We start from the raw sequence: 13,939 nt of genomic DNA, 5'->3' as shown, positions 1-13,939 counted from the left end.
GCACCTTGGGTGCCTAGAGACTGAACGAGCGTGGGGTATGCGCTGGGACCTGCCCGACGCGACCGCGCGCTAGATCAGGTCCTCCGCATCATCGAAGGCGTCGGTGTCGTGGACACCGCAGAAACGGGAGCCGGGACGGGCCTGGTTGCGGCACTGGATGCCGTCCTCGGACACGAACTCGCAGCGACGGACGTCCTCGTCCTCCTCGTCACCGATCAGGTCGGCGGCGGGCTCCTCGTGAACGGGAACGTTCTTGAGGATGTCGGCGGCAAGGGTCTCGGACTTGATGTCGATATGCCAACCGGTCAGGCGCGCGGCGAGGCGGGCGTTCTGGCCCTCCTTGCCGATGGCGAGGGACAGCTGGTCGTCGGGCACGATAACGCCGGCGTAGGCCTTCTCCTCGTCGATAAGGACGCGGGTGACCTTAGCAGGCGACAGGGCGTTGGCGACATAGACGGCCGGATCGGCATCCCACAGGATGACGTCGACGCGCTCGCCACGGAGTTCGCCCACGACGGCGCGAACACGGCTGCCCTTGGGGCCGACGCAGGCGCCAACGGGATCCAGGCGATCGTCGAGCGAGTGGACGGCGACCTTGGAGCGCTGGCCGGGCTCGCGGGCGATCGACTTGATCTGGACGGTGCCCTCATAGATCTCGGGCACCTCCTGCTCAAACAGACGACGCATGAGCTCGGGGTGGGTACGGGAGATGACAATCGGCGGACGGCTGTGCTCGCCACGAACCGGCTGCAGGTTGGAGTTGGGGTCGCGAACGTCGATGATCACGGCCTTGATGTGCTGATTGTGCAGATAGCGCTCGCCCATCGGACGCTCGTTGCGCTCGTTCTCGTAACGGCGCTGGTCGAAGTGCGGAAGCTCGGCCTCGACGCCCTCGCGGATCTTGACGATCGTGAAGTCGGGCGTGGACTGCAGCACGGTACCGCTAATGAGGTCACCGATACGGCCGGCGAACTCCTCGTAGATCTGCTCGCGGGCGGAGTTGCGCACGATGGCGTTGATCTCGGCCTTGGCGTGCTGGGCGGCGATGCGGCTCGTGTTCTTGGGGGTGACGTCGATCTCCTCGAACTCGGTGAAGTTGCCTTCCTCGTCCATGGAATCGTCGATCGGCTCCAGGCGGTAGACGTAGATCTTGCCGGTGGTGCGGTCGATGGTCACCTTGGCGCCCCACTCAAGATGCAGGATCTCGGCATAGCTCTTGGCGAGCGACTGCTCCAGGCGGTCGATCAGGTAGAGCTGGTCGATGTGCCTTTCCTGGCAAAGCTCCATCAGGGCGGTCATCATGTCGGATGCTGCCATCTTACTTTCCTTCCTTCGCGGGCTTGAAGTCGTAGGTGGGCTTCAACTTGCACTTTTTAACATCAGAGAAATCGAGGGTGACGGACTCGCCGTCCTCGAGCTCGAGGGTCACGTCGGTCTCGGTCGCAGCGGCAATCTTGCCGGCGTACTTGCGACGGCCCTCGGTGGCGGTGGAGGTGAGCTCACAGTTCTCGCCCACAAAGCGGGCAAAGTCGCACGGGCGGCGCAGCGGACGCGCCATACCCGGGCTCGACACCTCGAGCGTATAGCTCGAAGAGATGGGATCGAGCTCCTCAATCACGTCGCCGACCCACTTGGTGTTGGCCGTGACGTCGTTGAGAGACAGGCTCTGACCCTCGGCACCCTCGATACGCACACGCACGCAGGGGGCCTTGGTGGCACCCACGAGCTCGACGTCAACGATGTCGACATCGTGCTGGGGAGCAACGGCCTCGAGCGCGTCGATGATCGCCTGCTCGGTCTTAGTCTTGACCATTGCGGCACCTCCATCCATACAAAAAAGAAGCGGGGCCGAAACCCCACTTCTTTCAATTACAACTTCATTTGCAAGCAAACTATACCAATAGCTGCGGAAACGTGCAAGCACCGTACGAATCTGCAGGTCAGCGTGCGCACAGCTTCTCCACAAGAATAGGACAATTGGTCGAGGAACCCCATGCGGCGCACCCTCAACAGCCCCAAAACGGGCCATGCGTCCCAATCCACAGGCCCGTTCGAACCCCAAGGGCATTCCTCCCCGAGCCCCTATCGAACAGACTTACGCTAAGGGACATTCTGTAACAAGCCGGCCAGCAAGTCGCGCAACGACGAACCTTTCCAAATCCTCTACGGCAAGGAGGCACACATGAAACGCCTAGGAACCCCCTGCATGACTGCACTCGTCATCGCAACGTGCTCGTTGGCCCTCTTGGGCTGCGGCAACACGAATGGCAAAACCGGAACATGCGAGCCGGATCTCGGCAGCACAAAAGCCATCGAGAAAACGACGCTATCGGAGAGCTTCGACAAAATAAACGAAGACACCGTCGATCCCCAGGGCCTGGGTCCCGACCCCCAAGAACAGTTCCCCATCGACCTTGAGGCAGACGAAAACGTCCATGTTACCTGCGTGGGCAAGGACACCGACGGCTACGGAGACGCGGCGCTCGTCTTTACGGTGACCAACAATACCGATGTCGACATGATGTTTGGCGATGTGGACTCCTATGCCTACGTCAACGGCGTGGTCCGCGATGTGCGCATGCGCCAGCAGGTCGCAGCGGGCGAGGAAACGCGCGCCATGCTCACCTTTGTAGGCACCTTCGACGACCCGGACTTTGATGTGAACAACGACCTCAACGACATCTACCTCAACATTTGGATGTTCGAAGAGGCAACGGGCAACGTTTACTTTAGGGACCTGGTACACATCCCGTAGAAGACGGTGCGACGCACTGACTAAGCAGGGCAGACAACACAAAACGAGGGACGACCCAACCGGACCGTCCCTCGTTTATTGCATGTCAGCTTTACGCGCAGCGCTTACTTGACCACCAGGTTGACCAGCTTGCCGGGCACGCAGATGGCCTTGACGACCGTCTTGCCCTCAAGCCACTTGGCAACGGCTTCCTCAGCGGCAGCTTGCATCTCCTCGTTGGAGGCGTCGCGGGCGACGTCGATGCGGCCACGGACCTTGCCGAGCACCTGGACGACGATCTGCACCGTATCCTCGATGGACTCGGCCAGGTCGAACTCGGGCCAGGCGGCGGTGTAGGCGTTGCCCTCGCAGCCGAGCGCCTCATGCCACAGCTCATCGGCCCAGAACGGGCAGATGGGGGCAAGGACGCTCACGATATCCTTAGCCACGCCGTAGCACAGCGCCTTGTCGCCGGCGGCACCCTCGGTGGCGTTGAGGTAGGCGCTCGCGGCATTGACGAGTTCCATGACGGCCGAAATCGCGGTGTTGAACTGGCCGCGGTCAAAGTCCTCGGTGCACTTGGCAATGGTGCGGTGACGCTCGCGATAGAGCTTCATCGCGGCCTCGTCGAGCGCGGACTTGTCAAAGGCCACGTTGGCGTCACCGGACTGGACGAGCTGCCACACGATACGCCAGGCGCGCTTAATGAAGCGGTTGGCGCCCTCGACGGCCTTGGGATCCCAGTCGAAGTCCTTCTCGGGCGGGGCGATAAACAGGATCGCCAGACGCATGGTGTCGGCACCGTAGGGTTCAATGACCGAGCTCGGGGGCACGACGTTGCCCTTGGACTTGGACATGGTGTCGCCGTTCTCGTCCTTGACCATGCCCTGGCACAGCAGGTTGGTGAAGGGCTCGTCAACGCTCAGCAGGCCCAGATCGCGCAGCGCCTTGGTAAAGAAGCGGCTGTAGAGCAGGTGCAAAATGGCGTGCTCGATGCCGCCGATGTAGTTATCGACGGGCATCCAACGGTCGGCAGCCTCACGGGAGAAGGGCAGCTCGGTGTTGTGCGGGTCGGTATAGCGCAGGTAATACCAACTGGAGCAGGTAAAGGTGTCCATGGTATCGGTCTCACGCTTGGCCGGGCGACCGCAGACCGGGCAGGTGGTCTCGTAGAACTCCTTGCACTCGGCGAGGGTCTCGCCGGCACCCAGGTCCAGGTTCTCGGGCAGCGTCACCGGCAGCTGGTCCTCGGGCACGGGCACGATGCCGCAGTGCTCGCAGTGGATGGCCGGGATGGGGTTGCCCCAATAACGCTGACGGCTGATGAGCCAGTCGCGCAGACGGAACTCGACCTTGCGACGGCCGCAGCCCATGGCCTCGAGGTCGGCCACGATGGCAGCCTCGCCCTCAGAGTGCTTGCCGCCGCGCATGCCGGTGTACTTGCCCGACTGGACCAGCGTGCCCTCGGCAGCGTGGGCGCAATCCCAGTCGACGGTCTCGGCATGGAAGGTGTCGATGGTCTCGCCGCTAGCCTCGACGGCAGCGCGATCCTCATCGTCCAGGATGATCGGCACGATCGGCAGGTCGTACTTGCGGGCGAACTCAAAGTCGCGCTGGTCGCCGCAGGGAACGGCCATGACGGCACCGGTGCCGTAGTCGGCAACGACATAGTCGGCAACCCACACGGGGATCTTCTCGCCGTTGACGGGGTTTACCACGTAGCGGCCCGTAAAGGCGCCGTGCTTCTCGAGGGTACCCTGGGCGCGCTCGACGGCAGAGATATGCTTGGAGTCCTCGACGATCTTGGTGACGGCCTCCTCGTACTGAGTGCCCTCGACGAGCTCGTGCAGGCGCGCGTACTCGGGAGACAGGACAAAGAAGGAAACGCCAAAGAGCGTGTCGGCGCGCGTGGTGAAGACGGTGATCTTACCCTCGTCGCCCTCGATGGGCTCGCCATCGGCGTCGCACAGGGTAAAGTCAACCTCGGCGCCCTCGGAGCGGCCGATCCAGTTGGCCTGCATCTGCTTGACGCGCTCGGGCCAGCCGGGGAGCTTCTCCAGATCGTCGAGCAGCTCCTGGGAGTAGTCGGTGATCTTGTAGTACCACTGCTCGAGGTCACGCTTCTCGGGCTCGGTGCCGCAACGCCAGCACTTGCCCTCGGTTACCTGCTCGTTGGCCAAAACGGTCTTGCAGGTGGGGCACCAGTTGACCGGGTTCTTCTTGCGGTAGACCAGACCCTTTTCCCACATCTTTTCAAAGATCCACTGACCCCAGCGATAGTAGTCGGGGCTACAGGTCTTAACGGTACGATCCAGATCGTAGGAGAAGCCCATGCGCCTCATCGTGGCGAGCGCCTGGTCCATGTTCTTATACGTCCAGGCGGCAGCCTGCGTATTGTGCTTGATGGCAGCGTTCTCGGCGGGCAGGCCAAAGGCGTCAAAGCCGATGGGGTGCAGCACGTCAAAGCCGCGCATGCGGGCCTGACGGGCCATGGCATCGCCGATGGTGTAGTTGCGCGCGTGGCCCATGTGCAGGTCGCCCGACGGATACGGGAACATCTCGAGCACGTACTTCTTGGGCTTGCTGGCGTCGGTGTCGACGGCAAAGAGGTTGGAGTCCTCCCAGGCCTTCATCCACTTGGACTCAATGGCCTGTGCGTCATAGGCAGGGATCTCGTCCTTATGATCTGTGCAATCGCACATATCAGCTCCTTTAATCTTAGCTGGGGTCGGTCGGCTAGGCTTTGCTCGCTGCTGCGGACAGTCCTGCTCGCACGAAGGCCACATTAAGTGGCCTTCGGCTCGTGCGGAACTTGCAGCGAGCAAAGCCTAGCCGCCCGACCCTAGGGTTAACTTGGATGATTCTAGCAAATACAACAAGCGAGATGCCTGCGACTTGCGGGCATCTCGCTTTATCTAAATAACGTGGCTGAGAATCAACCTTTGTCTGAAACTCGTTCTAACACGAACGGGTTTTCCAGGTGCCGCAGATTGCCGTGAAAGAGGAGCGACGCGTACTTTGGTACGCGAGCGACGGTTTGAACGGCAAGGTGCGGTGCTTGGGAAAGCCGCTTAGCGGTAGCTGACGCTTTGCTGAGAGTCTTTCACGACTACATCGTGGGCGCCGCCTTCGACGATGGAGGTGGAGCTGACCAGTGTCAGGCGTGCCTTTTCCTGGAGCTCGGGGATCGAGAGGGCACCGCAGTTGCACATCGTGGACTTAACCTTGTAGAGCGTGCCGCCCACGCCGTCCTTAAGGGATCCGGCGTACGGGACGTAGGAGTCGACGCCCTCGACGAAGCTGAGCTTCGCGGCGCCGCCCAGGTCGTAGCGCTGCCAGTTACGGGCACGCGCAGAACCCTCGCCCCAGTACTCCTTCATGTACTGACCGTTAACGTTAACGCGCTCGGTCGGGCTCTCGTCAAAGCGAGCGAAGTAGCGGCCCAGCATCATAAAGTCGGCGCCCATGGCAAGGGCGAGCGTCATGTGGTAGTCGTAGACGATGCCGCCGTCGGAGCACACGGGCACGTAGACGCCGGTCTCCTCATAGTACTCGTCGCGAGCGCGGCAGACGTCGATCAGCGCGGTGGCCTGGCCACGGCCGATGCCCTTGGTCTCGCGGGTGATGCAGATGGAGCCGCCACCGATACCGACCTTGATGAAGTCGGCACCGCAGTCGGCCAGGAAGCGGAAGCCCTCGGCATCGACGACGTTACCGGCACCGACCTTGACGTCCTCGCCGTAGTTGGCGCGGATCCACTCGATGGTGCGCTTCTGCCACTCGCTGAAGCCCTCGGAAGAGTCGATGCACAGGACGTCGGCACCGGCCTCGACGAGCAGCGGCACGCGCTCGGCATAGTCGCGGGTGTTGATGCCGGCGCCGACCATGTAGCGCTTATCGCCGTCGAGTAGCTCGTTGGGGTTGGTCTTGTGGCTGTCGTAGTCCTTGCGAAAGACGATGCCCATGAGGTGATCGTTGTCATCGACGATGGGCAGGGCGTTGAGCTTGTTGTCCCAGATGACATCGTTGGCAACCTTGAGGCTGATGTTCTTGTCGCCCACGATAAGCTGCTCACGCGGGGTCATGAACTCGGAGACCTTCTTCTGGTGGTCATCGCGGCTGGGGCGATAGTCACGGCTGGTGACGATGCCCAGGAGCTTACCCTTGGGAGTGCCGTCGTCGGTGACCGGCATGGTGGAGTGACCGGTCTTATCCTTGAGCTCGATGACCTGCTCCATGGTCATATCGGGGGTCAGCGTGGAATCGGACTGAACGAAGCCAGCCTTGTGATCCTTGACGGCCTTGACCATAGCAGCCTCGGACTCGGGGGTCTGGGAACCGTAGATGAAGGACAGGCCGCCCTCGGTAGCGAGCGCGACACCCATGTCGACGCCCGAGACGGATTGCATGATGGCGGAAACCATGGGAATGTTCAGGGTGATTGCCGGCTTCTCACCGCGCTTGAAGCGGGTTAGCGGCGTCTTGAGAGAGACGTTGTTGGGAATGCACTGCGAGGACGAGTAACCAGGGACCAGCAGATACTCCGAAAACGTGTGGGACTCACCGGGAAAGAACGTAGCCATGTTTCTCCTTTTTCCATGCGACCGGTCGGCTGCAGGCCTCGTAGGACCCAGCCCAACCTTGGGCGCCCAATACTGGGGAAGTATCTTAGCGCACTTTGACTGCTACAATGCATGATTTAAGAAGAGCACACGAGGGTTTGACGCAGGCTATGCGTTTGCCCAGCAAACACTTTAGCGGGGAGACGTAAGGCACATGGAGTACAAGACGACCGCAAAGTTGGTCATTCAAGCGTGCGACAAAGACCTGCCGGGCGTGTTCGGCCATGGTTGCGTTTTGTTGCTGCAAGGCATCGCCTGCGAGCACTCGCTCAACCGCGCCGCCAAAAGCATGGGCATGGCCTATTCCAAGGCTTGGCGCATTGTGAACGAAGCCGAAGGGCAGCTGGGTTGCAAGCTCATCGAGCGCGACGGCGCCCGCGGATCCACGCTCACGCCGGCCGGCGAGCGAGCCATCGAAGCCTACGAGACGCTGCAGGCCGACATCAACCAGGTCATCGCCACTAAAGCCGACGCCCTCATCGCCAACATCAACGCGGAGTAGTCCTTTTGGGCGGTTTTTAGCCCACAGCGCCCTCGGGTTGAGGCTCGCGCCACAAAACGGGCCCATCTACTACGTTTAGTTGAATACCCACGACCATACCGGACATTATGAAATTAAAACCGCTGGTAAACAGCTTGGTAATTTTCAAAATAGGCGGGTGTGGTCGACCCCTATTGCTTAAACGTAGTAAATAGGCCGTTTTCGTGACACAGACCCCGATTAGCTACTTGCGAAGGGCGTTATCGAGAGTGGCAGCCACCTGCAGAGGGTCGTCGGTGCCGGCGAAGAGGCGGATGGCGCTCCCCTGCTTACCGCGCGGGGCCGAAAGGCGCGTTGTTGAGCCGCCGGCGGGTGATGTGCGGAATTCGTCCGGCAGTATGCTGAAAAATTCACCCGCGATGCAGTCCATCAGGTCAAACTCTACTGCCGGGCCAAAACCGTGCTCCAGGATGCCGGTCGCGATGGCATGGTCGGGATGCGAGGTCAGCCCGGGATAGCGCACGTTGCGTACCATCTCGTTGGCGGCCAGATACTCGGCCAGCGCACGGGCGCGATCGAAGTGCGCCTGCATGCGAGCGTCGAGCGAAGACAGCCCCCGCTCCAGCATGCAAGCCTCATTAACAGAAAGGTCGAGTGCAGACGCACCGCAATCCGCAAGAAGCGCATACGCACACTCGGCGGCGGCATCCACGCGATGGCGCTTAAGCTGCGAGCGCGCCACCGAAGCGGCGACGAGCTTGCGCGGCGCAACGCCGGCACACACACGGTCGAGCGCCTCGAGCGAAAGCACGGCGCCCAGACGCAGCGGGTTACACCCAAAGACGCCTGACACAGTGTTATCAACCACGAGCAGCGCATGCGGCTCACGAGCGGCGCGGCCCAGAGCGCGAAGGTCGGGCACACGCAGACCAAACCCGCCGATGGAGTTGACGAACCACCACAGGTGCGGCCCCTCGACCTCAAACGAAGCATCAAAGCCCTCGGACGCGGCGGTAAACGCCGCAACCGCGGGCTCCCCCACCAGCGCGACATCGCAGCCATCAAAGCCGCACGCAAACGCATCGGCAAAGTCGTCCGCAAAGGCCACCAAGCGGTCACCGGGACGCACAATCCCCAGCAGCGACAGCGCCGCCGGCACGTGCGAGGCCGCAACAAGACGCGCCTCACGCGCGCCGGCCCTTGCAGCCCAGGACTCTTCTAGCTGTTGCACGTCCACGCGGCACCATCCCTTACATAAAACCAAACCAAGACCAGCCCACCCAGGTCGAGAAAACGTCAGCGCAAGCAGCATCGAGCGGTCCGGCGTTTGTTAAAACGCCGGAACAAAATTAGCCGTGATATTCGCCGTTGTATTGGATCAACGTTAGATCTTCCACGCCATCGAGCGCGCGGATGGCGTCGGCGTAGGGCATGTCCACACCGTCCGAGAAGACCTCGACGGCCATCTCGACCTTGTCACCACGCATGGTCTTGGACTTCACCGTAAACTTGGTGCGCCCAAATGCACGCACGATATCGTCGCCGGTGGTCTGACCCGTGTAGTGGATGACCATCATGTACACGCGCGCCTTGTCCTGGTGGCTCGCAAAGCCGGCGATCATGGCCACGATCACCACTGCCGTGAGCCCCACGAGCGCATACATGCCGGCACCCGCCGTAATGCCCGTGGTAATGGCCCAAAACAGGTACAGCAAGTCGAGAGGGTCCTTGACCGCTGTACGATAGCGGACGATGGACAGAGCACCGACCATACCGAGCGAGATGACCACGTTCGTCGAGATCGCGAGCGTGACCATGCAGGTGAGCACACACATGCCCACGAGCGTCACGGCAAAGCTGCGCGAATACACCACGCCGGTAAAAAAGCGCTTGTACACGTAGTAGATCAGGATGCCCATGGCGAGCGCCACGAGCAGCGAAAGGCCAATCTTGGCGGGGTCGACCTGGCCAAACGCCTCCAAGACGGAGTTCTTAAAAAAGTCCCTGGTGCTCATGGTCTAAATATCCCCTCGGTTCTCAAAATCCGATTCCCAGTAATTAAATCCGCGAAGGTAGGCGGTCTTTTCGTAACACAGGCAGTACTTGGAGACCGCCGTAAGCTCGGCCGCTCCCGGCGGCACCATATCGCGCACCAGCTGCGGGCAAAACTCCGTAAACTTGACCTCCATCACCTGCTTGCCGGGCTCCAGGACCGGCAGCGCGGGCAGCGTCGCGTCAAAGATATCGAAGCTTCCCACCGCGGCACGCACGTTCATGTCAAACGTGATGCGCACGGTGCCCTCATCCATCACCCACGGCTCGCGCTCGTAGTCCACGATGGTCCGCGGGCGCATCATATTGCAGATGCACTCGATGTAGAACTCGCGACAGAGCGGATAAGGACTCCTCAGCAAAAAGTCGTAGTCGCCAGCCAGAATCTGCTCAAACTCGCCACGCGTGAGCGGCGCGTCCTCCTTGTAAATCCAGCTGCCGTACTTCTTTTTGCGCTCGAGCTTAATCACCTTGTCGCTGCCGTTATAGATGCGCACGCGATACTTTTTGCGCATGAGAATGCCGGCGTCTTTTTCCTCGTAGGCCGAGTTGCAGTAGTCGTCAAAGTACAGGCTGCGAATGGTGTAACCGCCTGCCCGCGCATGCTTGTCCAGCTTAAAAACCGGCGCCATGCGACAGGCAAGCGCAGCGTGCTCGCCCTCGTTAATGAGATATTTGAGCTCGTGGCGGTAACGCTCCTGCGTGGCACGCACAGGCGGGGCCGCCAAGCGCTCAAGCAGCGCGCTAGCCCTCCTCATACGTGTCCTCCACGACCTTACCGCCGTCTTGCACGTAAAAACACTTCATGCCGTAGTGCTTGCCGTCGTCGGTCACATAGTAGTCAAACGCATCTTGCGTATAGCCGTCGGAGTTGGTGGCACGCACGCGCACAAAATACTGGCCGGTATCGGGCGCATCACAGGTCACCTCGGGAAGCAGCACGTCCTCGGCCTTAAAGACCACGTCGCTTATGGCATAGTCACGCGCAAGCTCCACGGTGTAGCGAATGTCGCGCGCCTCAAAGTCGTAGGACGCATCCCAGTTAATACGCAGCTTACCGTTATCGATCTGCGGCACGCCGATGTAGAACGGCATGGGCTTATTAAAACTCTCGCGAAAGCTCTTGTAGTTCTCCTCGATCTCGGAGGGAATCGCCGCGGCGATCTGCTCGTATTGGTCCTTGGTGACAGGCAGATGGTCGATATCGGGCGAAGCAAAGACCAGCGATTCAGTAACCTCGCGGTAGTGCTTGATCATCTTGCTCAGGCGTGCCTCGGTCATATACGAACGCAGGTCCTTGACGGCGCGGTCGAGCTCGCTGCGGAACGATTTGCTGCGCAGCGCACGATTGAACAGTACGTTGCCCCAGTAGTTGCTTGCGCCGCGCTCCCAGCTCGCGTAGTCCGAAAACCCGGTAAGAGAAAGCTCCAGCTTACGCAGCATGCCGTCGTTATCCCAATCTAAAAAGTACCAGGTATTTGAGTTGAGCGGGCTGTACAGATAGCAGTTACGGTTCTGCGTATCGCAGTTGCCCGTCAGGATCTGAAACGCCAGCCAATAGACCAGATTTTCGGTATCAAAGTAGGTGCCGAGCACGTCGTCGATCTTTTGCGATTCATCGTTGAGCGCATCGAGCATCTCGATGAGCTTGGTGTGGTCCGAATCGCCCTTAATCTCGAGCATGCCCTCAAATTTAGCCTGGTTGTAGTCGGGATCGTCGGCGAGCTTAATGGTATCCTCGTAGCGATGGAAATCGAAGCTGTTCACCTTATACAGGTGTCCGCTCTTATCCAGGCCATGTGCCTTAAGCGCCGTCTTGTTGAGCTGCTCCACCTGCGTAAACAGGCCGTAGTCCTCAAAGGTGTCGTTGGACTTTTCGGTCTGGTCGCACACCCACAGACGCACAAACTGCGTGCGCAGGCCCATCATCTGGGGAATCCCACGGATAAGGTCGTAGGCCATCTTGTTGCGAAAACGCATACCCTCGCCCATGTGCTTGTTGAGCGCAATCGCGCACTGTTGGCGCCAGGTACCCTTGCCCTTTTTGAGCTCCACCTTGTAATTCTTTTGCGAGTTATTGCTCGATGTCTGACCGCGCACCTGCACGGTGGCATTGGGCGCTTCCTCGCCATAGCCAACCTCGCCGGCCACCGGGCCGTCTTCGTCGCCCGGCTGCAGCAGGCCCATAACCTGATAGCGTGTCACGCCCATGTCGGCATAGTCATACACCGAGTACGTGTTGATCTCGGCCCAGCTGTGGTCGGTGTTCTCGGAGCTGTTGCCACGTGAGACCGTCAAGTACATGGTCACAATACCCGAGTCATCGTAGACCTCGTAGAGCTCGTCCTTGTCGCGCAGGTGCTTGGCCTCATTCGAGGCCTCAGCCTTTTTAATCTTGTCCTGCTTTTTGACCTTTTTGGTCGAGGAGTCTTCCTGCACCGAGCAGCCCGAAAGCAACAGCGCACCGGCAGCCGCCTCAAACAGGCGACGGCGGGACATCATTCTATCGGTCATCAGAACCTCCCCAATGCTTGCGATACACGTGAACTACAGCGCACTCAAACGCACCATGCGGCACGCCCTTATGTCGGCCTTCCTCATAGCGCTGTTCGGCATGGTCGAGCAAGCGGCCCAGCTGTGTAAAGCGACCCGTTTTGTCGGTCGCCACAATGGGCTGCTGGCTCAGGATACGATACGGCAAGTTGGCGGTATAGGTATCGAGCCGCAGCAGCGCCACGATAAAAAACACCGCCGCACCCAACAAAAAGCCAAAGCCGTAAAACTGCTGCGGCAAAAGCAACGACACGGCAGTCGCCAGCCCGGCCACACCCGCAAACAGCCCCGAGGCCAGCACGGCCCCCTTGTAGTCGGTAAAGTAAAGCAAGATGAGCATCACCGTATTGCCCACGGCATACAGGCCATAGCCCACGCACAGCGTGCGAAAATACCCGTGCATCAGGTTGTTAAAGCCCAACGGTAGGGCCGACAACACCATGGTCTCGAGCGAAATGACCGCCGCGGTCACAAACAGCTGCTTGAGCGCACAAAAGCGCAGTTCGCTGTTAAGCGTGGAGAGCATCTCCTCCTCGGCCACCACAATGTCGCCCACCACGCCGCCGTCATTGAACAGGCTGTAGTAGTCGCGGTAGCGCGGATAGAAGTTGACCTCGACCGAGACCACAAAGTTAACGGTCGTGACCAGGATCGTCAAAAACGCAATGAGCGCCGGCACATCGTAGTAGGGCGCACCATAAAACAAGCCCTTGACCTGCACGCCAATAGGACCGGCCCAAATAATCACCAGGTGCGCAAAGAGTCCCAGATTGGTTAACAGGCCCGTGAGCGCCAGCGGCATAAACTGATCGAGCCACTGCAAAAAGGGCCAGGGGCTGCGGTCGCTCTGAGGAAAATACCGGTACAGCAGTACCACGTCCCAGGCGAGCATGACGCCGTAGCCCAGAGCAATTGACGCCAACAGGCCCTCGACCGGCGGCAGTCCCAGCGCCAGCGCGGCCAGGGCGCACAGGCACGCCACGCCAATGGCAGCCGCAAAGCTGCACAGGATGCCGCGGTAATCCTTGATGGCCGTGAGGTAGCTCATGCCGTTCCAGTTGACGATCATAATGTTGAACAGCCACAGGCACAGCAGCCCCTGCAGCAGCGTGGCGCCCGAGAACAGCAAAAAGACGCCGTAGAGCACCGTGCCCGCAACGAGCATGATGGCGTTGGAGCCCCAAAACGAAGGCAGTATCTCATCCTCGCGCTCGGCAAAAAGCATGTCGGCCAAAAAGCGCGTGACCGGCATGGAGAAAAAGCTTGTAAGCGTAAGCGACGCCAGCAGCGTATAGGTCACCATGCACACCAGCAGATCCTGGTTGGCACGGCCCACACCCCACAGACCGCACAGCACCAAGATACCCACCTGGAGCAGCACGCCCAACAGCATGGGACCCGTGCACACAATGCCGGCGTAGCCGTAAGCGCGCATCGTGGCAAACAGGCCCTTGCGCCTAAACAGGCACTTGAGCTCAAAACCGATTCCGGCCACCG

At 60.4% G+C, this 13,939-nt stretch carries 11 protein-coding genes; 2 read left to right on the top strand and 9 right to left on the bottom strand.

Annotation, left to right across the window (positions count from 1 at the left end; translation table 11 throughout):
• Nucleotides 1–69: 69 nt before the first annotated feature.
• Together nusA and PMX72_RS02330 are read right to left on the bottom strand one after the other, a co-directional pair.
• Nucleotides 70–1,317: a transcription termination factor NusA gene (nusA, locus tag PMX72_RS02335; RefSeq protein WP_117758165.1), complete on the bottom strand. Its 1,248-nt coding sequence runs from the start codon at nt 1,315–1,317 to the stop codon at nt 70–72.
• A gap of 1 nt (nt 1,318) precedes the next feature.
• The gene (locus PMX72_RS02330) at nt 1,319–1,813 is read right to left on the bottom strand and encodes a ribosome maturation factor RimP (RefSeq protein WP_117629483.1); all 495 of its coding nucleotides are present in this window, start codon (nt 1,811–1,813) and stop codon (nt 1,319–1,321) included.
• A 369-nt stretch (nt 1,814–2,182) separates the two neighbouring features.
• Between PMX72_RS02330 and PMX72_RS02325 the strand changes: the two genes are divergently transcribed.
• On the top strand, nt 2,183–2,755 hold the full coding sequence (locus PMX72_RS02325; protein ID WP_271729230.1) for a hypothetical protein: 573 nt from the start codon (nt 2,183–2,185) through the stop codon (nt 2,753–2,755).
• A 104-nt stretch (nt 2,756–2,859) separates the two neighbouring features.
• On the opposite strand, the gene leuS is transcribed toward PMX72_RS02325, so the two are convergent.
• Together leuS and PMX72_RS02315 are read right to left on the bottom strand one after the other, a co-directional pair.
• Nucleotides 2,860–5,436: a leucine--tRNA ligase gene (gene leuS, locus PMX72_RS02320; RefSeq protein WP_271729231.1), complete on the bottom strand. Its 2,577-nt coding sequence runs from the start codon at nt 5,434–5,436 to the stop codon at nt 2,860–2,862.
• A gap of 369 nt (nt 5,437–5,805) precedes the next feature.
• Nucleotides 5,806–7,317 carry an IMP dehydrogenase gene (locus PMX72_RS02315; RefSeq protein ID WP_161154932.1) on the bottom strand — a complete coding sequence of 504 codons (1,512 nt, stop codon included), beginning with the start codon at nt 7,315–7,317 and terminating at the stop codon, nt 5,806–5,808.
• Nucleotides 7,318–7,510: 193 nt separating this feature from the next.
• Here PMX72_RS02315 and PMX72_RS02310 point away from each other — a divergent pair, with 193 nt between their 5' ends.
• Entirely contained in the window at nt 7,511–7,858 is a 348-nt protein-coding gene (locus tag PMX72_RS02310; protein WP_271729232.1) for a winged helix-turn-helix domain-containing protein, read from the top strand.
• 223 nt (nt 7,859–8,081) lie between these two features.
• Here PMX72_RS02310 and PMX72_RS02305 read toward each other — a convergent pair whose 3' ends face one another.
• From PMX72_RS02305 to pelG, 5 genes are all read right to left on the bottom strand, one after another.
• Nucleotides 8,082–9,074, bottom strand: a complete 993-nt coding sequence (locus PMX72_RS02305; RefSeq protein WP_271729233.1) for a PLP-dependent transferase — start codon at nt 9,072–9,074, stop codon at nt 8,082–8,084.
• A 112-nt stretch (nt 9,075–9,186) separates the two neighbouring features.
• On the bottom strand, nt 9,187–9,852 hold the full coding sequence (locus PMX72_RS02300) for a DUF4956 domain-containing protein (protein WP_195568033.1): 666 nt from the start codon (nt 9,850–9,852) through the stop codon (nt 9,187–9,189).
• A gap of 3 nt (nt 9,853–9,855) precedes the next feature.
• Complete coding sequence (locus tag PMX72_RS02295) at nt 9,856–10,647, bottom strand: polyphosphate polymerase domain-containing protein (protein ID WP_195568031.1); 792 nt, start codon at nt 10,645–10,647, stop codon at nt 9,856–9,858.
• Nucleotides 10,634–12,403: a CotH kinase family protein gene (locus PMX72_RS02290; protein ID WP_271729234.1), complete on the bottom strand. Its 1,770-nt coding sequence runs from the start codon at nt 12,401–12,403 to the stop codon at nt 10,634–10,636. Before PMX72_RS02290 ends, PMX72_RS02295 begins: the two co-directional genes overlap by 14 nt.
• Complete coding sequence (pelG, locus tag PMX72_RS02285; RefSeq protein WP_195568028.1) at nt 12,393–13,937, bottom strand: exopolysaccharide Pel transporter PelG; 1,545 nt, start codon at nt 13,935–13,937, stop codon at nt 12,393–12,395. Before pelG ends, PMX72_RS02290 begins: the two co-directional genes overlap by 11 nt.
• Between the last annotated feature and the right edge of the window lie 2 nt (nt 13,938–13,939).

Source organism: Collinsella aerofaciens (assembly GCF_028207065.1).
Classification (GTDB): Bacteria; Actinomycetota; Coriobacteriia; order Coriobacteriales; family Coriobacteriaceae; genus Collinsella; species Collinsella aerofaciens_AR.
The sequence above is the reverse complement of the archived record's forward strand: the minus strand, read 5'-3'. Positions and strand labels throughout refer to the sequence as shown.

Excerpts from the sequence above, each read along its gene's own strand:
- nusA (WP_117758165.1), bottom strand. The coding sequence starts at position 1,317 with ATGGCAGCATCCGACATGATGACCGCCCTGATGGAGCTTTGCCAGGAA.
- PMX72_RS02330 (WP_117629483.1), bottom strand. The coding sequence starts at position 1,813 with ATGGTCAAGACTAAGACCGAGCAGGCGATCATCGACGCGCTCGAGGCC.
- PMX72_RS02325 (WP_271729230.1), top strand. The coding sequence starts at position 2,183 with ATGAAACGCCTAGGAACCCCCTGCATGACTGCACTCGTCATCGCAACG.
- leuS (WP_271729231.1), bottom strand. The coding sequence starts at position 5,436 with ATGTGCGATTGCACAGATCATAAGGACGAGATCCCTGCCTATGACGCA.
- PMX72_RS02315 (WP_161154932.1), bottom strand. The coding sequence starts at position 7,317 with ATGGCTACGTTCTTTCCCGGTGAGTCCCACACGTTTTCGGAGTATCTG.
- PMX72_RS02310 (WP_271729232.1), top strand. The coding sequence starts at position 7,511 with ATGGAGTACAAGACGACCGCAAAGTTGGTCATTCAAGCGTGCGACAAA.
- PMX72_RS02300 (WP_195568033.1), bottom strand. The coding sequence starts at position 9,852 with ATGAGCACCAGGGACTTTTTTAAGAACTCCGTCTTGGAGGCGTTTGGC.
- PMX72_RS02295 (WP_195568031.1), bottom strand. The coding sequence starts at position 10,647 with ATGAGGAGGGCTAGCGCGCTGCTTGAGCGCTTGGCGGCCCCGCCTGTG.
- PMX72_RS02290 (WP_271729234.1), bottom strand. The coding sequence starts at position 12,403 with ATGACCGATAGAATGATGTCCCGCCGTCGCCTGTTTGAGGCGGCTGCC.